Below are 22,234 nucleotides of genomic sequence, written 5' to 3' on the forward strand. Positions count from 1 at the left end.
CTCTACTTTATTTGTTGTGCTTCTGAAATTCCTGAGGAGTCATCCCCATGTATTTCTTAAAAATAAGGCTGAAATACGCAGGATCCTTAAAGCCTACTAATTCGCTAACCTCATACACCTTGAGAGTAACATTCTCTAATAATTCAGTAGCTTTTTGAATACGAAGTTTGGTAAGGAAGCTAGAGAAAGGTTCCCCTACATCATCTTTAAACAATCGGCCGAGATAGGTAGGATTCATATACAGTTCATCTGCGATCATTTTGAGGGAGAGATTCTCTTGGAGCCGGGAATTCATAACCTCAATCATCATAGAGATTACCCTGCGCGTTGCCTTTACTTGTAAGTGTTCAGCGAGCTGTGGAGAAGCCGAATGTATGGTGAGGTCTCTGAAAAAGATAACGGATGGCGTACTCTCTTTTTTGACCTGCTGACAAGCTTCCAGACTCTCGTGATAGGCGGTCGCGAGTGCCCCCAATTGATAGTGAGGATTGGAGACCCCTGCACAGAATGGCGATTTCAGAATACCCGATAGCTTATGCAACAGCTCTTGTGTCAATACCTCATCCACGCCGTTAGGCTGCTCAAGAGGATAGAATAATAGCATGATGGCTTCCTGCTCCTCTTGAATACCAACAACATTGGCGTACAGCGCAAAACATTCTTCTAATATATTAACGACCGCTGCATACATGGCTTGTTCCGACCAGTTCTGCGGCATGCCTACTCCAAGATGGTTTACGGTTATGACTACAAAGGAATGAAAAGGAGGAATAAGTTGTTCTTCAAAATAGGGTAACGGGATGCCGTAAAGAAGATCAGATAAGCGTTTCTCCCGAAGGTTTTTTTCTCTCAGCTGCGTTAATTGCCTCTGCTGTTTCTTCAATTGAAGACGTTCATATACGCCTGTTGCGACTTCAAGAATATGTTCTACTGAATTTGGTTTAACCAAATATTCCTTTACACCATAACGGATGGCTTGACTAGCATAGGTGAAATCCTGATAACCTGTGAGCAGCACGGTTTCAGTGTCTGGATAACATTCATGGATATGCTTTGCAAGTTCCAGTCCATCCATGCCGGGCATTCGTATATCGGATATCACCAGATCAACCATATGCTCTTTTAACAGTTGCACAGCTTCTAAACCGTTCTCTGCCGAGCCAATAATGCTAAAGTTATGATTCGCACTTCCCAGCATTTCTGACAGAGAACGGCGAACAAAACTTTCGTCGTCCACGATTAACACATTCATCGTTGTGCCTCCTTAACTTTGATCATACTGTAATGGAACAGTGACTTTCACAAATAAGCCACCAAGCTCGCTTGTTGATAGCTGTAGACCAAATTCCTGTCCGTAGATCAGCTCTATGCGATGATTTAGATTGGATAGTCCAATTCCGGTATGAAGCAGCTTCTCCGGATTAACCTCACCGCCGACTAATGCGTCTGCCATACTTTCCTCGCTCATGCCGTCCCCGTTGTCTTCTACAGTTAACACCAGAGATGTTCCTTCACTATAGGCACGTATGCGAATTAGCCATACTTCCCGAAGTGTGGGTTCAAGTCCATGAGTAATGGCATTTTCGACAAGTGGCTGAAGGGTTAATTTCATAAGCTGGCCATTCATAACCTCAGGATTTACAAAAAGATCAATCTGCAATTTGTCCTCGTAGCGCAGCTTCTGGAGAAAAATGAACCGTTCTAATTGCTTTAAATCCTCCTCAACTGTAACGAATTCGGATCCGCGGTCAATGCTATAGCGGAGCAGGTCACTTAGAGCGAGTACCATTTGGGACTCTTCCTGCATGCGTTTGTTGGCGAGCGACCAATAGATTGTATTCAAAGTGTTATAAAGGAAATGCGGGCGGAATTGCGCTTTGAGTGCTACGATCTGAGCTTGCTTTTCACTGATCTGCTTGCTGGATAGGTCAGCGATAGTATGATCCAGGTTTTGGAGCATCGAATTATAGCTTGAATAAAGGATAGCCATTTCTTTGTTCATGGTTGTTTTTACAAAAGGTAAAGTAGTTCCCCGTTCGACATTGCTCAGCTTGGTTGCCAGATTACGAAGGGGCTTGGATAGGGTCCAAGAGAAAAAGAAAGTGAATAGTAGGGCAGCGCCCATCCCCAGCAGGCCAATTAAAATAATATTCCGGCGAATCGTATTTAAATCTTTGACAGCGTCTTTAGAATCAATGTAAGCAAAAACGCTCCACTCGCTATAGTCGGAATAGGCATAGGATACGAATAGATTGCGTGAGTTTATTTTTTGTGGAATGATTCTGGCTTTATGATTGCTGAATTGTTTTAGAAGCCCGTCGTTCATATAGAGTCCAATTTCTTTTGGATCTGTGGAATAGACAATGGTATTAAATGAATCAACAACTTGGATTTTCTCATTTTTGCCGAGGTGAAATTGGCTGACAGCGTTATGGATAACCTCGACAGGGAGGACAAGAAACAGGGTTCCTAACCGGTTTAGATCATTCCAATCATTAATTTGTCTGGCACCCATCACCACAGGGATATTACCGTTCTGCCATACATCTACACCGAACCAGACCATTCGGCCTTTATTCTGTGCTATAGCCGGAAACCAATAAGCATCACGGATTTCCTTTTCGCTGTCCCAGATGACCTTTAAGGAACTGCTGTTGGTATACACCTGATCATCGGACAGCCCGAGCAGCTTGAACTGGATGTCAGAGTTTATGGAACGTGTCTGTTGATCTATGTAACGAGTAATTTCCATGGCGTCTGTACGAGGTGAACGTGACAACGCTAAGTCTCCCAAGGTTTCTTGAATCAAGGGACTGAACATGATCGTAGAAGAAAGCTTATCGTTATCCTGAAGAATTGCGTCCATTTTACCTTGAAGTTGCTTGACGGATTCCAGGATATATTGGTTGGAGCGGTTTAAAACAGCTTGAGAGGAAGAGCGGTAGGACAAAAAAATGGTGAATCCTACGATGGTGAAGATGATTAGAGAGAAGCCCATGATTAATTGAACGAGGATGGAGATTTTTTTGGACATGTTATCCCTCGCATGTAAAAGATATTCTTCCATACATTGTAACAAAAGCAAATGAAAGCGAATATAGTCAGACGAAAAATAAACATATTTATAGAAAAAATCTCATTTTTTTCAGGGGAAACAGCGTGGTTGTAGAATGTTATTTAATACAGCGTTAATCTTTCTTTACTTAATAATGAAACTTTTTATGGTGGCATGCGTCTAATACTATGTTTGTTATGACGATCGTGGCAAAAGCTTTTTGCCGCCCTATCGTGGGTGGTAGCATTTTGCGGGGAATATAAGAGGAGTATGAAAAAGATAGAGTCCTACTTATATTTACAAATAGGAGCAGAGGAGTTATATCATGGATTTGAAAAAGTTAACGTTAGTTGCTGTTTTGGCTGTATCTCAGGCCGCCTCGGCAGTGCCGGCTTTTGCTGAAGCTGTCAATAATACCCCAAGTAATACTACTGTAATAGGGACAGTTGTTTCAGCTGCGCCGGAGGTAATGCCAGAATCTACCGATCCATTGCCGCCATTGCCGACGGAGACGCCAGGAGGAGTAGTGTCACCAACACCAACTCCTATTCCTGCAGAGACAGTTGATCCTACGACTACTGTTGAACCTACAGCAACAATTGAACCTACTGCAACACCGCTTCCAACTGCAACACCTGGAGTTACTACAGAACCTACTACAACAACAGATGGTGCTCGTGCTGCGGCTAGCAATCAGCTTATCCTTATGATGAACAGCAACAAAATGTATCAGAACGGCCAGGAATATTTAGCTAATCAGCCTATGGCAGTGAAAAACGGCGTGTCCTACGTTTCGATCCGGGCTATGGTAGAACGTGTAGGTGTGAAATACGTTTATGATTATAAAACGAAAGAAACCATTGTTACCAAGGGAAGCGACGTTATGCGCTTTAAGACCGACAGCAAGGTCTATACAGTTAATGGTGAAAAGAAGACAATGAAAGGTCCAGCTTACCAATACAAGGGTACTTTCATGGTTCCATTGACATCCATAACTGGGGCACTGGGCATTCCTTACACCGTTGATAATGTACAAAAGCGGGTAATCCTTACATTAAACAACAAACCTAAAGCTTCTTTCACAGTGCCAACTGAAATTTACGCCGGCGAACCAGTGACCTTCGTTACCTCCAGCTCGTCACCAAATGGTGTAGCTATTGTGGATGAAAGCTGGGGAGGTAACAAGCAGGATATCTATGATCAACCAGGATATTATGTAGTAACCTATTCCGTAATGGATGCGAATCAACAGTGGAGTGATCCTTACTCCATGACCATCACAGTGCTTAAACCTAATACACCTCCAGTTGCTAATTTCACTACAGACAAGGATTCATATAAGATGGGTGAAATGATTACTTATACCGATCTAAGTAACGATCCTGATGGTGATGAAATTACCGTAACTTGGACGAACAAAGCAGAAGCTTTCTTTACTCCGGGTCCAGCGACAATTGCTGTCCAAGTAAAAGATTCACATGGCGCGATCAGTACCTTTGAGAAAACCGTTAATATTTCGGATGAAATCTTGTACAGTAAAGAAGATTTCAACAGATTATTTGCATCTCCGGGCAGTGTGTTTAGCATCGATGGATCGATGGTTCCTACTTGGCAGCAAGTAGCTTATAATCTTTCTTCCGAGCCTTATAAACTAATTCGCAGCAACAGCCCAGAAACGGTGTATACAGAAGGTGTTACTTACCGTGAGACTTCATTAGGTAAAACCCGCTTCTTGATTCACCACAAGAATAACCTGAATATTAAAGCTAAAGTGTATGTGATTGCTACGAATAACAATCTTTACCCAACTACGCTTACAACAGAATATGTTGGCTTTGCAGGCCCAAGCACATATCCTGAAGGTACAGGTAAAATGTCTGTAGAACGTTATTGGAAATCTATGCTTACAAATGAGCATTATAAAACGATTGTTCTGCAACCCGGGGAAAGCGTCTCAATTCTGACGGATCTAAACCAAATTGCGATGAAACCAAGTGAAATTGTTTCACTGCAAGCGGACTTATTTAGTGATTATCCAATCGATTATAATGTCATGTTAATTGATGCGAATAAAGATCCACTGACTACACTTCCAACACTTCCAGTTCTGGATCAAGACGGAGTGCATAATCGGGGAACTTACGAAGATTCTACTCGTATTATCACGGTTACCGATGAGGTAGGAAAAACCCCTGCAAAACTTCTGCTAGGCGATAATTCCAGTGATAAGAACCTGGCTGGCGTAGACCCAATGGCAGGTACGGAAGCATCCAATGCCGGTAATTTCGGGGTATTATACAAGATCAGATTCGAAAATGTTGCACCAAACTCCTTGATTACGTTTAATCCACGTGGCGGTAACTATATGGGGCCGGTTATGGTTAATAATCAAATCGTGCATATGCCAAGCGTGGGAAGTCTTGCTAATGCTGATATGAACAGTGTGGTTTATCGTAGTGGTGAGTATGGCGGCAGTGTGGAGATTTTGTTCACAGCAGCTTCAGGCAGTAACTTGCCGGTCAATTTCCTCATCACTCCACTTCCAGCAAAGAAATAACAGAATAGGAATATCCCTATAAGCTCTATTGGGGAATTATCTACAATAAAGGCCCGGCTGAATATTCCGTAAAGGAATACGCAGCCGGGCTTTTGTTTAAATATAATAATTCATTGGTTATGTAGGGGTGCTTCATTGTGCTTCATTGACGGGGCATTTATTTTGGGGCATTATTAAGAGAGTGAAATATAAATGAACTGATCTTATGGGAGATGAGCGTATGCTGTCGACAGAACAAATATTAGAAGTCATGTCGGGGCAAGGACTGCGAATCACCGACCAACGCAAAACGCTTGCCCAGTTATTCGGCGAGAATAAGGGATATTTGTCAGCGAAGGATGTATATGAGCATATGGGCCGCAAGTATAGCGGGCTTAGCTTTGATACGGTGTACCGCAATCTTCGTGTAATGGAAGAGCTTGGTGTGCTTGAACAGATTGTCTTTGAAGACGGAGTGAAGTTCAAGGGAAGCTGCAATCATCAGGATCATCACCATCATATGATCTGCCTTCAATGCCAAAAGACCTACCCGATTAATTTCTGCCCGATGAATTTAACGGATACACCCGATCAATTCCGGGTAGTCAAGCATAAATTTGAGGTGTTCGGTTATTGCAAAGAATGTGAAGAGAACCGGGAAGAAGAACTAGTTGCAGCATCAGATAAACAAAAGGGACTTTAGAAATGGTGACCCTACGCAGAACGATTCAGGCGCCTATTCGGGTGTACCGCAGGTACATTTCCCCTATTAAACCAGCAACCTGTCGCTTCTATCCAACCTGCTCTGCCTATGCCTTGGAAGCCATTGAAGTCCATGGTCCACTGAAAGGCTCATGGCTTGCAGCTAAGCGGATTGCCAGATGTCATCCCTTTCATCCTGGAGGACTTGATCCTGTGCCGCCGCTTCAAGATGAATCTGCTGAGAAGGATTCTGCCCCTGCGACTTGACATGGTGCCTTACCTTTGGGTATATTCACAAGTAATAGTATGAATTCCGAAGAACGGATAAGTAAATCGTTACGTCCATTACAGAGAGCCGGAATGTGCTGAAAGCCGGTATGGAGCGTTAGATTGAATATGGTCCGGGAGGAACTGTGTTCGAGCGGGGACTGCAATTGAGGTTCACGTAAGATAACAGCGTGATCCAGCGTTAATGGACAGTTCCCGCGAGGGAACTGGCGAAGCCTGTGCTCTGTGAAGAGACAGGAAATTTGGGTGGTATCGCGTGAGTTATACTCTCGCCCCATTATGGGGACGGGAGTTTTTTGTTTTTTAATAAGAAAGGATGATTACCGAATGAGTGAGAAAAAAACGTTTTACCTAACGACACCAATTTATTATCCGAGTGACAAGCTACATATCGGACATGCTTATTCAACCGTGGCAGGAGACGCAATGGCCCGTTACAAACGTCTGCGCGGCTACGAAGTGCGTTATCTAACCGGTACAGACGAACATGGACAAAAGATTGAGCGGAAGGCAGAGGAAGCAGGAAAGACCCCTCAGCAGTTCGTAGACGACATTGTTGTTGGTATTAAGGAGCTATGGCGCAAGCTGGACATTTCGAACGATGACTTCATCCGTACTACGGAAGAGCGTCATAAAAAAGTGGTACAGGATATTTTTGATCGGTTGCTGCAGCAAGGAGATATCTATAAAGGTGAATATGAGGGCTGGTATAGTATCCCAGATGAAACCTTTTACACAGAAACGCAATTAGTTGATATTGTGCGTGATGATAACGGTGTGATTACTGGTGCAAAAAGCCCAGACAGCGGCCACCCGGTTGAGCTGGTGAAGGAAGCAAGTTATTTCTTCCGGATGAGTAAATATGCGGATCGGTTACTGCAATTTTACGAGGAGAATCCAGAGTTTATTTTGCCGGAATCCCGTAAGAACGAAATGATTAACAATTTCATCAAGCCCGGACTGGAAGACCTGGCAGTTTCCCGCACAACCTTTGATTGGGGTGTAAAAGTTAAGGGCGACGAGAAGCATGTCGTGTACGTGTGGATTGATGCTTTGACTAACTATATTACTGCTCTGGGTTATGGTTCCGAGGATCGCACCTTGTATGACAAGTTCTGGCCCGCGGATGTACACATCGTTGGTAAAGAAATTGTTCGTTTCCATACAATTTACTGGCCGATCATTCTGATGGCGCTTGGTGAACCCCTTCCGAAAAAGGTATTTGCCCATGGCTGGTTGCTCATGAAAGATGGAAAAATGTCGAAATCTAAAGGTAACGTAGTTGATCCTGTGACACTGATTGATCGTTATGGCTTGGATGCATTACGATATTACCTGCTGCGCGAAGTACCGTTTGGTTCTGATGGCACGTTCACACCGGAAAGCTTTATAGACCGGGTTAACTATGACCTTGCCAACGACCTTGGTAACCTGTTGAACCGTACAGGGGCTATGGTTGAAAAGTATTTTGCAGGCGAGATTCCGGCATATGACGGGAATGTAACAGCATTTGATGGTGAGCTTCAAGCTGCAGCTGAGAATACTTATGCCAAAGTAGAAGAAGCTATGGAAAAAATGGAGTTCTCCGTGGCGCTGACAGCTATCGGAACATTCATTAGCCGCACCAACAAATATATCGATGAGACCCAACCTTGGGTACTTGCCAAAGATGAAAATAGAACTGCCGAGTTGGCTTCTGTGATGAGACATCTTGTGGAAGGTCTGCGTACTGCTTCAATCCTGCTGCAGCCGTTCTTGACACAAACACCAGCGAAGATCTGGGAACAGCTGGGTATTGAGCCTGGTGAGTTAACGACTTGGGATAGCGGTAAGACTTTTGGCCTGATTCCGGCGGGAACAAAGCTGGTGAAAGGCAATCCAATCTTCCCGCGTCTGGATGTGGAGCAAGAGGTAGCTTATATTGCCGAGGCTATGGGCGCTGGCAAAGCTGCGGCTGAAGTGGCGGAAGCGGCTGCTCCTGCTGCTGCGGACTCCGAGCCAGTGGAAGAGCATAAAGAGGAAATCGGCATTGACGATTTCGCTAAAGCAGAGCTGCGTGTTGCTCAAGTTATTGCTGCAGAGCCAGTGAAAAAAGCTGACAAGCTGCTGAAGCTGCAACTGGATCTGGGTTATGAGCAACGGCAAGTGGTTTCTGGTATCGCGAAATTCTATACACCGGAAGAGCTGGTAGGACGTAAAGTGATCTGTATCGTAAACCTTAAGCCAGTGAAGCTACGTGGGGAGTTGTCCCAAGGGATGATTTTGGCGGCTTCTAAAGGTGACCAGCTAACGATCGCTACCGTGCCGGACAGCATGCCAAACGGAGCAGTAGTGAAATAAGACAATACTGTTGCAGAAATTTTTTAATGAGGTTGTTTGATCAAGGGAATGCTTCTTCAGCCGGGTTGGCTGAGGGAACATTCCTTTTTTATTAAAGGCGATATTGCCGTTTCTTTTTGGATACTTTGTTGACTTATCGTAACGATTACTATTATACTACTAATAGTAAAATTTACGATTTGAGGGGTAGATCAATATAATGGCAGCAATGAAATCGCGTATAAGTTTGCTCGTCCTTGCACTGGTACTGGTATTTACACTAAGTGCATGCGGACCTAAGAGCAGTGGAAGTATAGTTGAAGGGAAAGTAAATGTAGTTACAACCTTTTATCCTATTTACGAGTTTGCTAAGGAGATTGGCGGGGAAGATATCAATGCTATTAACCTGCTTCCAGTGGGTGTGGAGCCACATGATTGGACACCGCGCAGTCAAGACATTATCAACACTTCTAAGGCACAGCTATTTCTATATAACGGTGCAGGCTTAGAAGGCTGGGTCCCTAACTTTTTAAAAGGCCTTGATAGCAGCAGTAAAGTTAAGGCGGTTGAAGTAAGCCAAGGTATTGATTATATCATGACCGATGAAGATGACGGGCATGATCATGGGGCAAGTGAGGAAGAGTCTCATCAAAATGAGGATACGGATCATAACAGTAATGCCTCAGGAGACAGCCTGCATACGGACCCGCATACTTGGGTAAGTCCAAAATCAGCCATTACTATGGCTCAGAATATTAAAGAAAGCCTTCAGTCCGTGGATCCTGAGCATAAAGAAGGTTATGAAGAGCGTTACAATAAGCTTGCTGAACGTCTGCAGGCATTAGATAGTAAATTCAAAGAGGAGCTTGCTAAGCTGCCCAACCATAAGATCGTAGTATCACATCAGGCTTTCTCTTACCTTGCCCGTGATTATGGATTGGATCAGCATGCGATTATGGGACTTTCGCCGGACGCCGAGCCGCGCGGACAGGATTTAGTGAAGCTTGCGAAAATGGTAAAAGATGAAAGTATTAAGTATATCTTTTTTGAAGAGCTTGTCTCCGATAAACTGGCTAAGACACTTGCAGCCGAAGCGGGCGTTTCCACTATGGTGCTTAATCCGGTAGAGGGACTTACTGCGGAGCAAGAGAAGAACGGAGATAATTACTTCACTCTGATGGAGAAAAATTTGCAAAATCTGATTATGGCCTTACAATAATAAGGAAAGTATAAGGGAAAGGCGGTACTTAAGCATGCAATCGGTATCCTTGGACTGCCATCAGCATATCATCGATATACAGGATCTTTCTTTTTCATATGGGGAACAGAAGGTGATATCGAATCTTAACTATAGTGTAAGAGAACGAGATTTCCTTGGTATCATTGGTTCTAATGGTGCTGGTAAAACAACATTGATGAAAATGATCGTCGGCTTGCTTCCGGCGAGCAGTGGTGAAATTAAATTATTCGGAACGCCTGTCCGCAAGTTTAAAGACTGGGAACGGATCGGATATGTTCCGCAAAAAAATGCTTTCAACCCATTGTTTCCAGCAACGGTGCGTGAAGTAGTTCTGTCAGGGCTATATAATAACAAGAATCTAATCCGCAGAGTATCTAAGGCTCAGCATCGTCAATGTGAGGATGCACTTGAAGTCATGCGGATACAAGATATTGCGGAGAAAAGAGTAGGCCAGCTGTCAGGCGGTCAGCAGCAGCGTGTTTTTCTGGCTCGGGCGCTGATTAACCATCCTGACCTGCTGATTTTGGACGAACCTACCGTGGGTATTGATGCCGAATCACAAGCGGGATTCTTTGAATTAATTACGCATATGCATGCTCATCATCATATGACCTTCCTGATGGTGTCGCATGATATCGACATGATTAAAAATTATTTAGGTCATGAGCCCGTGCAGACAAATGGTAAAATCAACTTTTACTCCCGCCACTCACATGATCTCCAGAATTGCACAGAAGAGAACCTGCAGCACACGCTCTCTTAAGTCATAATTGAACTCTGAACAGGGGTGCCTCTGTTCTCAGGGCATACATAACTTGCGTGTGGAAGTTAGTCAGTAGACATGGTTTTATTAAGAGGTATTTTAACCTTGTTCCTATTTCTTATTTTCTCTTACCTAAGCACCACCAAAGTACAAGCGTGTCCCTTTAGGGACGAAAGCGATCTTTCCCCAACCTATCTATGTTCAGTAACACTAACTCCTACGCTAGTTGCACTTAACGGGTGTCCAGAGGGCAGAGCCCTTGGGGCCCTCCCTTGGAAGGGAGGGTTTGGGAGGGATCGATAAAGGTTTGAAAATGGTTTGGAAATGGTTTGAAAAAGGCTTTAATATGGTTTGAGTTTTGTATGAAGGAGAGTTTAAGTTGGAAATACTATTTAGCGATTTTTTTCAGCGGGCGCTTGCGGGCGGACTGCTGATTGGTATAACAGCGCCGCTTATAGGCGTTTTTCTTGTGCTTAGACGATTATCCATGATTGGTGATACGCTGGCTCATGTTACTATAGCGGGGGTGGCACTCGGTTTTCTAACAGGATTTTATCCGCTGGGCGCAGGCCTTATCTTTGCAGTGGTAGCGTCCTTCGCGATTGAAAAGCTTCGCAAGGCTTATAAGAGTTATGCGGAGCTGTCGATTGCCATTATAATGTCGGGCGGAGTGGCGTTGGCTTCACTCTTTTTCACCTTAGGAAAAGGGTATAATGCGGACGTAATGAGTTATTTGTTCGGCAGCATTTATACGCTCGATAATACTGATTTGATCGTTGTAGGCATTGTGACTATAGCTGTTGTAGTAGTAGTATCGATGTTCTTTAAAGAGTTCTTTTTGCTTAGCTTTGAAGAGGATGCGGCAAGTGTAAGTGGGCTGCCGGTGAAGCTGCTTAACATGCTGATCACCATCCTGACAGCACTTGTGATTAGCACAGCGATCAAGATTGTGGGCTCGCTATTAGTATCTGCTTTGTTGACTATTCCGGTCGCAATCAGCTTATTGCTATCTCGTAGCTTTAAATCCTCGGTCATCCTGGCGGTTATCATTTCGGAGATTGCCGTTGTAGGAGGACTAGTAGTAGCTGGAGTGTGGAATTTGGCTCCCGGTGCAACTATTGTGCTTTTGCTCATATCATTATTGGTATTAACCTTGATCGGTAAAAAGGGATTGCCAGCATAAACAGCGAATTAAGTAATCGGTATCGCATTAGGCAAGCGTAAACGCCTTCGGTGTCCTTGTAAGGACGATAAGCGTTTAGGTGTGAAATATAAGAAAAGTAATAATGAGAAATTAATCCTTTCTTATATTAAAAAAAGGAGCCATAAGCAGCTCCATGAAGTGACTCGAATGCCGGAAGGAGAGCCGCTATTTTGTCTAATATCAATGCAGGAATTGCTTTAGCTGCAGGGGTGGCATCGTTTATATCGCCATGCTGCTTACCGCTGTACCCCTCTTATTTATCGTATATTACCGGGTTATCCGTTCAACAATTAAAATCAGGCAGCAACTCTAAAGAGGTTCGTATACGCACCCTGACTCATACATTGGCATTTATATTAGGTTTTTCTGCTGTTTTTTACACACTTGGTTTTGGGGCTGGGTTATTCGGGCAATTCTTTAATGGCCAGCGTGATCTGATCCGGCAATTGTCGGCGATTCTAATTATTGTAATGGGTTTATTTTTGCTTGGGATTTTTCAGCCCCAGTTTCTACTTCGCGAACGGAAGCTTGATTTAAAATGGAAACCGGCGGGTTATGTGGGCTCCTTTATTTTCGGGATTGGTTTTTCTGCTGGTTGGTCACCTTGTATCGGACCGATTTTGACGGCAATTATTGCACTGTCGGCAAGCGATCCAGGCACTTGGTTTACATTGATTACCGCGTATAGCATCGGATTTGCTTTGCCATTTTTTCTTTTAGCCTTTTTCCTTGGCGGAGTGAAGCGTATCCTCAAGTATTCGAATCTGCTGATGAAGATTGGCGGCGTCCTAATGGTATTTATGGGTGTTTTGCTGTTCACGGATCAAATGTTCCGGATAACAGTGTGGCTACAAGGAATAACGCCGGATTGGCTAATTTTTTAAAATACAAGAATTTTTAGAGCTTAGGTGAAGTAATCAATACCTGCTTCAGGAAAATGCTCGAAAATCCGCTCTGTGATAAATTCTCGCAGGGCGGTTTGCTGTTCATCCGGATAGACATATTTGTTCTGTCCCCAGCGGCCCCATTTCTTTTTACGTTTCTCCATGTCCATTTCTAGTTTAGATTTCGGGTAACGTTTCTCAATTACAGTCTTGGCTGTTTTGGTGAATCGGTGCTGAATCATTTCAAAGGTTAGACCTTTTCCTATTTCCGGCGGGAGGGTCTTGGCTAATTTGGCCAGCAGCTCCGCGTAGCCTTCCTGCCAGCCGTCATACCAAATAATTGGGGCAATGATGAAGCCCAGTGGATAGCCGGCACGTGCGACCTTTCCAGCCGCTTCAATTCGCTCTTCAAACCGCGAGGTAGCAGGCTCGAAATTTTTGATCACATAGTCAGCATTTACGCTAAAACGAATTCTGGTATGTCCGTTATGCTGCAAATCGAGTAGAGGTTCAACATGTTGGTATTTGGTCACAAAGCGCAGGCGGCCAAGGGGCTCCGCTGCCATGAATGTGATGAGTTCTGACAGAGATCCGGTAATATGCTCCAGTCCTAATGGATCTGAGGTACAGGCTGCTTCAAAAGTCGTGATTTCAGGGCTACGCTCCTCGATATATTTTTTGGCGGCGTCAATGATGTCTTCGGTGTTTACATATACACGAATGTAAGGCTTTGCACCTAAAGTAGTCTGCAAATAACAATAATGGCAGTGGCCCATGCAGCCAGTTGCGATCGGAATTGCATAATCTGCGGAGGGTTTGGATTGGTCAAACTTTAAGGTTTTGCGCAGGCCGACTACAAGTGTTCTTTTGGCAATTTTATATTGCTCGACCTCTGTGTCACCCGGGAAATTCATTATGCGGTTATGCGATGTAGTCATGCGATAGGGAATATTGTTAGCCTTCACCCATTCCATGATCCGTTCACCTTTCGGGTAATTTAAAGCATCCGGCTCGAAGAAAACAAGCTCGGGGACAAAAAGGGCTGTAGCTTTTCTGGTTCTCTTTACGGGAGGGGTCTCAGGTGTCACTATAGTCATGAATTCACGCTCCTTCTGAAAGATGAGTAAGTTTATTATGCCTAACTGAGTCTCATTAGAAGCATGGCAATCATGGGTAACTCCTCAGCATGTTCTCTTGAAGGACTTGCCAAGGGGCGTTAGAAACATGTATCATTGTTAGAGCAAGGTTTGGCTCGGCGCCAGGTTCATTATAGAAAAGAGGTAAATTTTAATGCCAACACCCAGCATGGAGGATTATTTGGAGCGCATATATAAGCTCATTGATGAGAAAGGTTATGCGCGGGTCTCGGATATTGCCGAGGGACTGGAAGTACATCCCTCCTCTGTGACCAAGATGATCCAAAAACTGGATAAGGACGAATATCTCATCTATGAGAAATATCGTGGGCTTGTCCTAACCAACAAAGGGAAAAAAGTAGGGAAACGTCTTGTTGATCGTCATCAACTATTGGAAGAATTCCTCGGTTTGATCGGAGTACAGCAGGAATTTATCTATAATGATGTTGAAGGGATCGAGCACCACTTGAGTTGGGATTCGATTACACGTATCGAAACGTTGGTGGAATATTTCCGCCGCGATGAAGAACGTCTGCAGACTTTATATGCTATTCACAATGAACTGGCAAGCGATTCTTGAAATGTTTTTTCCCGAAACGGATACCGTCCTTAAAGTTATGCCCAGCAAGGCTTTGGTGAGCATAAACTACTTGATGGTATAGCCGTTTCTATTTTGTTTAGTGCAACCTTTCCCAGTTTTTAGCGTCAAAACGGATAAGTCCTTTTTCTGGCTGAGATTGATACCGCTCTTTTGAAGGGTGGAATCGGTACATCAACTTGGAGGATTGATCCGTTTTTTCTTTTTTTATTGGATACATATTATTTTAGATTTGGGGAGGAATTATGAATTATCGTAAATGGATGTTGGGATTGCTAGTATTAGTATTGTTTCTGCCTTTATGGTCTCCTGGGGCACGTGCGGCAGCTGTGCAGATTACCATTGAACTGGATGGCGAGGCGCTGGCAAGCGATGTGCCGCCGTATATCACAGCTTCGAATGTAACGATGGTGCCAATTAGCGTCATTAGTAAAGGGTTGAGTGCTGGAGTAGTTTGGAATCAAAGCAGTAAGACAGTTACAATCACGCAAGGAGATACAGAGATCAAGCTGACCAGTGGCCAGAAAAGTGCATTAGTTAATAATGCTTCTGTAGCCCTCGACACCTCAGTACAGATTAAGCAGGGACGGGTTATGGTGCCGCTTCGTTTTGTAAGTGAGCAATTGGGGTTACAGGTTATCTGGGATCAGGCTACCAAACATATTTCTTTGTACTCTAATACAGAGCCGCCGCAGGCTGCTGATCCGGAAACGCCAGCAGTACCTACAGCGACTCCAGTCGTTACGCCAACGCCGACCCCAGCCCCTACAGCGACTCCAAAACCGACCTCGCCAACAGTTCCAAGTATCCCTGGTGCGTCGGCTAACAAGGAGATGAAGGGAGCCTGGATCTCTACAGTATTTAATCTGGACTGGCCTTCAGTAGCTTCTGCAGGTAACGAAGCGAAACAAAAACAAGAATTTGATAATCTGCTGGACAAGCTAAAAGCTGTTGGTTTTAATGCTGTTTATGTACAGGTTAGAACCTCAGCAGACAGCCTATACCCTTCTGTTCTAGTTCCTTGGTCTAAGGTGCTGACCGGCACACAAGGAAAAAATCCGGGTTATGACCCGTTGAGCTATATGGTCAGCGCTGCACATTCACGCGGTATGCAGTTCCATGCATGGTTCAACCCATTCCGCGCGACAACGGATGCTTCTACATCCGCATTAGCAAGTAATCATGTGGCTAAGTCAAATCCGGAATGGATTGTAGACGCAGGAGGTAAAAAATACATCAATCCAGGGATCCCAGCAGCCCGCCAGCATATTATCGATTCAGTGTTGGAGGTCGTCAAAGGCTATGATGTAGATGGTGTCCATTTGGATGATTATTTCTATCCTTCAGGTGTATCTTTTGCCGATGATACTGCTTATAAGACTTATAACACGAAGAACCTGTCCTCTAAGGCGGATTGGCGCCGCGATAATATCAATGAATTCGTCCGTCAATTGGGAGAACAGATTCATAAGGTGAAACCGAAGGTTTCTTATGGAATTAGTCCGTTTGGTGTATGGCGTAATATCAAAAAAGACAGCACAGGTTCGGATACCACAGCTGGAGTTACCGCTTATGACGATATGTACGCCGATGTTCGGACATGGATCAAGCAAGGCTGGATTGACTATGTCGCACCGCAAATTTATTGGAGTCTGTCCTTTAGCACTGCCCGCTACGATAAGCTAGTAGATTGGTGGGTTAAAGAGGTAGAGAATACGAATGTTAAGCTCTATATTGGGCAAGCCGCTTATAAGGTTGGAGCAAGTGACCAGAAAGCAGAATGGCAAAGTGGCGACCAAATCATCAACCAGCTTAAATATAATGAGAAATATAAAGAGGTTGCAGGCAGTATTATGTTCAGAGCAAATGACATTGTAGTCCGCAATCCGTTTGGATTATCAAATTTGCTGACCTTTTATTTTCAGTCCAAATAAGATAACTGTTCTAGATAAGGAGTCATGAATGCTCCCCCGTGCTCATAGATAAGCAATAGAATCTATGGGAAACGGGGGATTTTCGTGTATGGAGATTAACGCTGTGTTTGAAGGAGGGGGAGTAAAAGGGATTTCTCTCGCTGGAGCAGTTGAAGCCACAGAAAGGGCGGGGCGAACCTTTAAAAAGGTCGCTGGAACCTCCTCAGGCGCGATTGTAGCGACTTTACTGGCTGCGGGTTATGAAGGTGAGGAAATGAGTCGGATTATCCAAGGAACTTCTTTTTCATCGTTTATGAAGCGAGCTCCCATTTATAATACGGCTTGGGTAGGTCCTGCACTGCGAGTGTTATTGAAGAAGGGATTGTATTCGGGTGAAGCCTTGGAATCGTGGATGAGATCGCTTTTGCTTAAAAAGGGAATTATCACTTTTCGTGATCTGCCTCCAGGCAAACTATCTATAATTGCTTCTGACATTACCAATGGCCGGATATTGGTCTTACCAGATGGGTTGGAACAGTATGGAATCTCTCCTGAACATTTTGAGGTGGCTAAGGCTGTCCGTATGAGCTGCAGTATTCCTTATTTTTTTGATCCAGTGATGCTCAGGTTAAATGGACAGTCCGCTAGAGGGAAGTCTTTTATTGAGCAATTTGTATACGTTGTGGACGGAGGATTATTAAGCAATTTTCCTTTATGGCTATTTGACGGGATGAATGAGAATAGTAAAGTGCCGGGGAAAAGAATCCCTACCGTAGGGTATCAAACAGTAGGTAAAACCGACCCGCAGCCCCACAGGATTAGGGGACCATTCAGTATGCTGCAAGCTATGGTCAGTACCATGCTGTCTGCTCATGATGAGAAATATATTGAAAATGATAAATATGTCCGCACAGTAACCATCCCAACGCTTGGTATCGGCACGACCCAATTTAATATTACGAAGATGCAAAGCGACGAATTGTATGCCGCCGGACTGAAAGCAGGGGAAGACTTCTTTAAGGAATGGCGCCCCCGATAACAAGCAAGCTTCATAATATCAGAAAAAAAGCATCCCGCACGTTATTTTGAAACGTGGGGATGCTTTTTGGTGTTTGTCATAATTTAGTTAATGGTACTTCGGAAGCTGATCATCGTTTTTCCCTTTATTTCCTTCGATGACTTGGAAGGGATAACTTTTGCGTTTGCCTGGTGCTGCTTGTGTTTTGCGAATCCCAGCTACCTTGGTCATGGTTTTCTGCGAAGGTTTGACTTTGATTCTAGATCCATTACTGCTGCGAGCGTATTTCCCTGGTCCCATTTTGTAAGCATAATAGATAATCGCTAACAATACTAAGGGGAGAATCAGCTTCGACAGCGTGTAGAAAGGCTCAGTCAAGACTCCAATCACAAAACCGAATATTGCAAGAATTACTGAAATCCAAAAAATTAAAGCATGCCTGATCATAGGACACTCATCCTTTCGCAGGATCCAATATGCCGCCTGACACACTTGCCTCCGTATATCCTCTGGCTTCAATCTCTGCATCAAGCTCACGCATACGATTGAAAGAGGCGATGGATACTTCTACCTGATCATCCTTTGGTTCTTTGGTAGTGAGCAGCTGCAGCCATAGTCCAGGGTATCCCAAGTATTTGAGACCTGGAATTTCTCTTACTGCGTTGGTACCCTTCAGAACCTCAAACGAAACACCGATTACGACAGGCAGCAGAATAATCCGTTGGATCACACGTTCCCAAAGATTATCCCATGGTACTACGGAGTAAATAATAACGCCGAGGATAATCGTCAGCATCATAAAACTGCTTCCGCAGCGGTAATGCAGACGGCTGTATTTCTGAACGTTCTGGACAGTCAGCTCTTCGCCTGCTTCAAAGGCGCTGATGACTTTGTGTTCCGCACCGTGATACTGGAATAGCCGCTTGATCACAGGTGTTTGCGAAATCGCCCATAAATAGACCAGCAAGAGAACCATTTTAATGCCGCCTTCTATGAGGTTGTGCAGTACATAGTTATCAAATGCATTCTTGAATAAAAAATCTTCGACAAATACTGGTACAAGCGTAAAAATGAGCTTTCCGAATAAGAAGGAGAGAATACCCATTACAGCAACGCCAAAAATCATTCCGAGGCTCCAGCCTTCGTCCTTTTTCTTCGGCTTAGCTTTCTCTTTCGCCAGTTCTTCGGGTTCCAATTCATCTTCGGCATAGGATTCAGCCGAATAGTTCAAGTGCTTAGAGCCTTTGGCGCTGGCATCTATAATACTGACAAGGCCGCGAAGCAGCGGAATCTTGCGCAGTTTAGTGACCCAGCTCTTATCGCTTCTTGGCACCTCCAAAAATGTAATCTCCTGATTCTTTCGTCGCACGGCTGTTACATTAATATGCTTGCCGCCGAACATGACGCCTTCAATGACGGCTTGGCCGCCATAGCTGGGAGTTTCCTGGGACAACCAATTCACCTTCCCGTAATTAATATGATTTATATAATACATTGTAACTAATTTTTGAAGACATTACTAGTTGGATCGCCTTTTGCTGCACATACTACCTTATATGGACAAGGAGAGACAAATCGTTATTAAAAATACGGAAAGAGAGGCAATTCTATGAGCAAATCACATCAACAACAATCAGATCATACTAATATTTGGTTTTTTGCGCTCGAATTAGGTTTTTTCGCAGGTTTGATTTGGGGAGGGCTGCACTGGTTAATCTACTGGTTCAGCTTTACCAAGGTTAGTCCTGGTTATTTAGCAGAGCCGTTTTTTAAACATACTTTTCTGACAACAATGTATGGACATCTCGTGGGTTATTTGTTTTTCATTTTATTTTCAGTGATAGCCTCACTGCTATATGTGCTTATTCTGCGCAAGCTGAAGGGACCTTGGCCAGGATTGGTTTATGGTGTTTTGTGGTGGGTAGTTATATTTATTCCCGGCTCGCAAATGTTTCTTATGCAGCCGCCTTTTAAGCTGCCGTGGAACACTGTGATTAGTGAGTTCTGCCTTTTTTTACTTTGGGGGATGTTCATTGGATACACAGCGGCGATTGAGTATACCGACGAACGAAAGCGTGAGCAAGCGACTGCACTTGCCTAACGGCTCGAAAAAACTTCTCAAGGGGATATCCCTATGTTAAAATACAATGTGGCTATTTCGAGAGGAGAATGAAAATGGGTAACGAGCGCGTCTCCAAGCTGCGTAAGGTTTTGCAGGATAAAGGATTGGAAGCAATGTTGATAACCAGCGGTTATAACCGCCGCTATTTAAGTGGATTTACCGGATCGTCCGGTTATGTATTGGTGACAAGCGATGATTGTTATCTGCTAACTGACTTCAGGTACATGACACAGGCTGCGGATCAAGCGGTAGGAGTTAAGGTTGTAGAGCATGGTCCTAAATTTATTGATACAGTACGCGAGTTGCTGCCAACAGGCAGTGAGGTACGTGTTGGTTTCGAACAGGATGATGTCTCATTCAGCGCTTATACCTCATATGCGGAAGCCCTTAAGCCGGCAGTGTTAGTTCCAGTTTCCAAAGCCGTGGAAGACCTCCGTATGTTCAAGGATGCTGAAGAGCTTGCTGTTATGCAACGTGCAGCTGATCTGGCTGATGCTACATTCAATCATATTCTGAATGTGATCAAACCAGGCATGACTGAAAGAGACGTCGATTTGGAAATGGAATTCTATATGCGTACCCACGGGGCAACTGCGTCATCGTTTGATACGATTGTTGCTTCAGGTGAACGTTCGTCCATGCCGCATGGCGTAGCAAGCAGCCGTGTAATTCAAGGTAATGAATTTATTACGCTTGATTTCGGCGCATTACTCGATGGATACTGCTCAGATGTGACTCGTACCATTGCACTCGGAGCTCCAGATCCGAAGCTAAAAGAAATCTATGATATTGTGCTGGAAGCTCAGCTACATACGTTGGCACATATCAAACCGGGTATGACTGGACGGGAATGTGATGCACTGGCACGTGATATCATCGCTAGCTACGGATATGGTGATCAATTTGGACATAGCACGGGTCATGGACTTGGAATGGAAGTTCATGAATGGCCGCGTTTGTCCAAGCTGAGTGACGATATCATGCAGCCGGGAATGGTGGTTACTGTGGAACCAGGTATCTATTTGCCGGGGATTGGCGGAGTACGTATTGAAGACGATATTGTGATCACCGAGAGCGGAATATCGCTGCTGACCCATTCGTCCAAAGAATATACAGTACTGTAAGTAAGAAAAAGTAGTGGTTTAATTATCGAATTCAGGAGGGATTTTTAGTGATTTCAGTAAACGATTTTAAGACAGGCTTGACCGTAGAGGTGGACGGTGATATTTTTACCGTTCTTGATTTCCAGCACGTTAAACCAGGTAAAGGTGCAGCGTTCGTTCGCTCTAAGCTGAAAAACCTGCGCAATGGTAACACTGTAGAGCGTACTTTCCGTGCAGGTGAAACTATTGGCCGTGCTATTATTGAGAACCGTGGCGTGCAATATTTGTATGCAAGCGGATCTGAGCATGCTTTCATGGACAACGAAACCTATGACCAATTCGAATTGTCCAGCAAGCAGCTTGAATGGGAATTGAACTTCCTTAAAGAGAACATGACTGTAAACATCATCAGTTACCAAGGTGAAATCCTTGGGATCAACCTGCCTACCAGCGTAGAGCTGAAGGTTGTTGAAACTGAGCCAGGTGTGAAGGGAAATACAGCTCAAGGTGCTACTAAATCGGCCAAGCTTGAAACAGGTCATTCTGTACAAGTTCCTTTGTTCATCAATGAAGGAGATGTGCTGCTTATTGATACTCGCGAAGGTAAATATATCTCCCGCGCGTAGGAAGCATCATACTTGCTGAACTTATAACCAATCAGCCTCCCCCGTTATTACGGTGGGGGGTTTTTGGTATATAAACGAGGATGCATGAGGAACAGTATAGGTGTGGGATATTATACTTACGAATTAAAGGATTAGAAGGAGGCGCATATGAGAAAATTAATTATATCTCAGTTCATATCCCTTGATGGTGTTATGGAAAATCCACAATGGACCTTCTCATTCGGAAGTGAAGAACAGGAGCATTTCAAATTTGCTGAACTGAAAGCTGCTGACGCTCTAATGTTAGGACGGACAACCTACGAAGGTTTTGCAGAGGCTTGGCCAAATATGGTTGAGCAGACGGGTGAGTACGGTGAAATGATGAATGGATACGCTAAGTACGTAGTCTCCACAACTCTCGAAGAAACAACATGGAGCAATTCAAGCTTGATCAAGGGCGATCTTGTTCAGGAGGTGTCCAAGCTGAAGGAGCAGCCGGGGAGAGATATTCTCGTTTTTGGCAGTCGTACGCTTGCGCAGAGCCTCATGCAGCTTGGCCTTGTCGATGAATATCAGCTTCTGGTCTTCCCGATTCTGCTGGGTAGTGGTCAGCGCCTGTTCGATAACGTTGGTGAAGAGAAGACGTTGGAGCTAGTGGACTCCAAAAGATTCAGCTCTGGAGTGATGGCCCTGACTTATCGACCTGCTTCTCAATAAAAAACTGGAAGACGGGTGAAATGAGGTCAGC

The 22,234-nt window shown here is 44.3% G+C and carries 20 protein-coding genes; 15 read left to right on the forward strand and 5 right to left on the reverse strand.

Going from position 1 to position 22,234, the window contains the following annotated elements; all coding sequences use genetic code 11:
* Positions 1-7: 7 nt before the first annotated feature.
* Together MHH49_RS19175 and MHH49_RS19180 are read right to left on the reverse strand one after the other, a co-directional pair.
* The gene (locus tag MHH49_RS19175; RefSeq protein ID WP_076274224.1) at positions 8-1,252 is read right to left on the reverse strand and encodes a response regulator; all 1,245 of its coding nucleotides are present in this window, start codon (positions 1,250-1,252) and stop codon (positions 8-10) included.
* Positions 1,253-1,264: 12 nt separating this feature from the next.
* Positions 1,265-3,034 carry a sensor histidine kinase gene (locus MHH49_RS19180; RefSeq protein ID WP_036682901.1) on the reverse strand — a complete coding sequence of 590 codons (1,770 nt, stop codon included), beginning with the start codon at positions 3,032-3,034 and terminating at the stop codon, positions 1,265-1,267.
* 346 nt (positions 3,035-3,380) lie between these two features.
* On the opposite strand from MHH49_RS19180, the gene MHH49_RS19185 reads away from it, so the two are divergent.
* The 8 genes from MHH49_RS19185 to MHH49_RS19220 all read left to right on the forward strand — a co-directional run bounded on the left by MHH49_RS19185 (position 3,381) and on the right by MHH49_RS19220 (position 12,991).
* Positions 3,381-5,612, forward strand: a complete 2,232-nt coding sequence (locus MHH49_RS19185) for a stalk domain-containing protein (RefSeq protein ID WP_038572549.1) — start codon at positions 3,381-3,383, stop codon at positions 5,610-5,612.
* A 220-nt stretch (positions 5,613-5,832) separates the two neighbouring features.
* Positions 5,833-6,294 carry a Fur family transcriptional regulator gene (locus MHH49_RS19190; protein WP_036682896.1) on the forward strand — a complete coding sequence of 154 codons (462 nt, stop codon included), beginning with the start codon at positions 5,833-5,835 and terminating at the stop codon, positions 6,292-6,294.
* A 2-nt stretch (positions 6,295-6,296) separates the two neighbouring features.
* Positions 6,297-6,560, forward strand: a complete 264-nt coding sequence (gene yidD / locus MHH49_RS19195; protein WP_036682893.1) for a membrane protein insertion efficiency factor YidD — start codon at positions 6,297-6,299, stop codon at positions 6,558-6,560.
* Between the two features lie 348 nt (positions 6,561-6,908).
* Positions 6,909-8,921: a methionine--tRNA ligase gene (gene metG, locus MHH49_RS19200; protein ID WP_076274223.1), complete on the forward strand. Its 2,013-nt coding sequence runs from the start codon at positions 6,909-6,911 to the stop codon at positions 8,919-8,921.
* A gap of 199 nt (positions 8,922-9,120) precedes the next feature.
* Positions 9,121-10,119, forward strand: coding sequence for a metal ABC transporter solute-binding protein, Zn/Mn family (locus MHH49_RS19205; protein WP_052097222.1), 999 nt, complete (start codon positions 9,121-9,123; stop codon positions 10,117-10,119).
* Positions 10,120-10,153: 34 nt separating this feature from the next.
* Positions 10,154-10,903 carry a metal ABC transporter ATP-binding protein gene (locus MHH49_RS19210; protein WP_036682888.1) on the forward strand — a complete coding sequence of 250 codons (750 nt, stop codon included), beginning with the start codon at positions 10,154-10,156 and terminating at the stop codon, positions 10,901-10,903.
* 379 nt (positions 10,904-11,282) lie between these two features.
* Complete coding sequence (locus MHH49_RS19215) at positions 11,283-12,086, forward strand: metal ABC transporter permease (RefSeq protein WP_036682884.1); 804 nt, start codon at positions 11,283-11,285, stop codon at positions 12,084-12,086.
* Positions 12,087-12,277: 191 nt separating this feature from the next.
* Complete coding sequence (locus MHH49_RS19220; protein WP_036682883.1) at positions 12,278-12,991, forward strand: cytochrome c biogenesis CcdA family protein; 714 nt, start codon at positions 12,278-12,280, stop codon at positions 12,989-12,991.
* A 20-nt stretch (positions 12,992-13,011) separates the two neighbouring features.
* On the opposite strand, the gene splB is transcribed toward MHH49_RS19220, so the two are convergent.
* A complete protein-coding gene (splB, locus tag MHH49_RS19225) occupies positions 13,012-14,088 on the reverse strand; it encodes a spore photoproduct lyase (RefSeq protein ID WP_036682882.1) in 1,077 nt (358 codons plus the stop codon).
* 193 nt (positions 14,089-14,281) lie between these two features.
* Between splB and mntR the strand changes: the two genes are divergently transcribed.
* The 3 genes from mntR to MHH49_RS19240 all read left to right on the forward strand — a co-directional run bounded on the left by mntR (position 14,282) and on the right by MHH49_RS19240 (position 17,677).
* Positions 14,282-14,707 carry a transcriptional regulator MntR gene (gene mntR, locus MHH49_RS19230; protein WP_036682880.1) on the forward strand — a complete coding sequence of 142 codons (426 nt, stop codon included), beginning with the start codon at positions 14,282-14,284 and terminating at the stop codon, positions 14,705-14,707.
* A 263-nt stretch (positions 14,708-14,970) separates the two neighbouring features.
* Entirely contained in the window at positions 14,971-16,659 is a 1,689-nt protein-coding gene (locus MHH49_RS19235) for a family 10 glycosylhydrolase (protein WP_036682877.1), read from the forward strand.
* A gap of 88 nt (positions 16,660-16,747) precedes the next feature.
* The gene (locus MHH49_RS19240) at positions 16,748-17,677 is read left to right on the forward strand and encodes a patatin-like phospholipase family protein (protein ID WP_036682875.1); all 930 of its coding nucleotides are present in this window, start codon (positions 16,748-16,750) and stop codon (positions 17,675-17,677) included.
* An 87-nt stretch (positions 17,678-17,764) separates the two neighbouring features.
* On the opposite strand, the gene MHH49_RS19245 is transcribed toward MHH49_RS19240, so the two are convergent.
* Positions 17,765-18,103 (reverse strand): hypothetical protein, encoded by a 339-nt coding sequence (locus tag MHH49_RS19245; protein WP_036682871.1) that lies wholly within the window; start codon positions 18,101-18,103, stop codon positions 17,765-17,767.
* 7 nt (positions 18,104-18,110) lie between these two features.
* Positions 18,111-19,058, reverse strand: coding sequence for a DUF1385 domain-containing protein (locus MHH49_RS19250; RefSeq protein ID WP_094901946.1), 948 nt, complete (start codon positions 19,056-19,058; stop codon positions 18,111-18,113).
* 207 nt (positions 19,059-19,265) lie between these two features.
* On the opposite strand from MHH49_RS19250, the gene MHH49_RS19255 reads away from it, so the two are divergent.
* The 4 genes from MHH49_RS19255 (at position 19,266) to MHH49_RS19270 (ending at position 22,203) form a co-directional block, all read left to right on the forward strand.
* Complete coding sequence (locus MHH49_RS19255; protein ID WP_036682865.1) at positions 19,266-19,757, forward strand: YqhR family membrane protein; 492 nt, start codon at positions 19,266-19,268, stop codon at positions 19,755-19,757.
* Between the two features lie 74 nt (positions 19,758-19,831).
* On the forward strand, positions 19,832-20,902 hold the full coding sequence (locus tag MHH49_RS19260) for a M24 family metallopeptidase (RefSeq protein ID WP_036682862.1): 1,071 nt from the start codon (positions 19,832-19,834) through the stop codon (positions 20,900-20,902).
* Positions 20,903-20,949: 47 nt separating this feature from the next.
* Positions 20,950-21,507: an elongation factor P gene (efp, locus tag MHH49_RS19265; RefSeq protein WP_038572538.1), complete on the forward strand. Its 558-nt coding sequence runs from the start codon at positions 20,950-20,952 to the stop codon at positions 21,505-21,507.
* A gap of 147 nt (positions 21,508-21,654) precedes the next feature.
* A complete protein-coding gene (locus MHH49_RS19270; RefSeq protein WP_036682857.1) occupies positions 21,655-22,203 on the forward strand; it encodes a dihydrofolate reductase family protein in 549 nt (182 codons plus the stop codon).
* The last annotated feature ends 31 nt before the right edge of the window (positions 22,204-22,234 follow it).

It is taken from the genome of Paenibacillus sp. FSL F4-0122 (assembly GCF_038002845.1).
Taxonomy (GTDB): Bacteria; Bacillota; Bacilli; order Paenibacillales; family Paenibacillaceae; genus Paenibacillus_AQ; species Paenibacillus_AQ odorifer.

What these genes read in the sequence shown, in the direction of transcription:
- yidD (WP_036682893.1), top strand. Translation starts at nt 6,297, where the DNA reads ATGGTGACCCTACGCAGAACGATTCAGGCGCCTATTCGGGTGTACCGC.
- splB (WP_036682882.1), bottom strand. Translation starts at nt 14,088, where the DNA reads ATGACTATAGTGACACCTGAGACCCCTCCCGTAAAGAGAACCAGAAAA.
- MHH49_RS19270 (WP_036682857.1), top strand. Translation starts at nt 21,655, where the DNA reads ATGAGAAAATTAATTATATCTCAGTTCATATCCCTTGATGGTGTTATG.
- MHH49_RS19245 (WP_036682871.1), bottom strand. Translation starts at nt 18,103, where the DNA reads ATGATCAGGCATGCTTTAATTTTTTGGATTTCAGTAATTCTTGCAATA.
- MHH49_RS19210 (WP_036682888.1), top strand. Translation starts at nt 10,154, where the DNA reads ATGCAATCGGTATCCTTGGACTGCCATCAGCATATCATCGATATACAG.
- MHH49_RS19185 (WP_038572549.1), top strand. Translation starts at nt 3,381, where the DNA reads ATGGATTTGAAAAAGTTAACGTTAGTTGCTGTTTTGGCTGTATCTCAG.
- MHH49_RS19240 (WP_036682875.1), top strand. Translation starts at nt 16,748, where the DNA reads ATGGAGATTAACGCTGTGTTTGAAGGAGGGGGAGTAAAAGGGATTTCT.
- MHH49_RS19255 (WP_036682865.1), top strand. Translation starts at nt 19,266, where the DNA reads ATGAGCAAATCACATCAACAACAATCAGATCATACTAATATTTGGTTT.
- MHH49_RS19235 (WP_036682877.1), top strand. Translation starts at nt 14,971, where the DNA reads ATGAATTATCGTAAATGGATGTTGGGATTGCTAGTATTAGTATTGTTT.
- metG (WP_076274223.1), top strand. Translation starts at nt 6,909, where the DNA reads ATGAGTGAGAAAAAAACGTTTTACCTAACGACACCAATTTATTATCCG.
- MHH49_RS19250 (WP_094901946.1), bottom strand. Translation starts at nt 19,058, where the DNA reads ATGTTCGGCGGCAAGCATATTAATGTAACAGCCGTGCGACGAAAGAAT.
- MHH49_RS19175 (WP_076274224.1), bottom strand. Translation starts at nt 1,252, where the DNA reads ATGAATGTGTTAATCGTGGACGACGAAAGTTTTGTTCGCCGTTCTCTG.
- MHH49_RS19180 (WP_036682901.1), bottom strand. Translation starts at nt 3,034, where the DNA reads ATGTCCAAAAAAATCTCCATCCTCGTTCAATTAATCATGGGCTTCTCT.
- MHH49_RS19190 (WP_036682896.1), top strand. Translation starts at nt 5,833, where the DNA reads ATGCTGTCGACAGAACAAATATTAGAAGTCATGTCGGGGCAAGGACTG.
- MHH49_RS19205 (WP_052097222.1), top strand. Translation starts at nt 9,121, where the DNA reads ATGGCAGCAATGAAATCGCGTATAAGTTTGCTCGTCCTTGCACTGGTA.
- mntR (WP_036682880.1), top strand. Translation starts at nt 14,282, where the DNA reads ATGCCAACACCCAGCATGGAGGATTATTTGGAGCGCATATATAAGCTC.
- MHH49_RS19260 (WP_036682862.1), top strand. Translation starts at nt 19,832, where the DNA reads ATGGGTAACGAGCGCGTCTCCAAGCTGCGTAAGGTTTTGCAGGATAAA.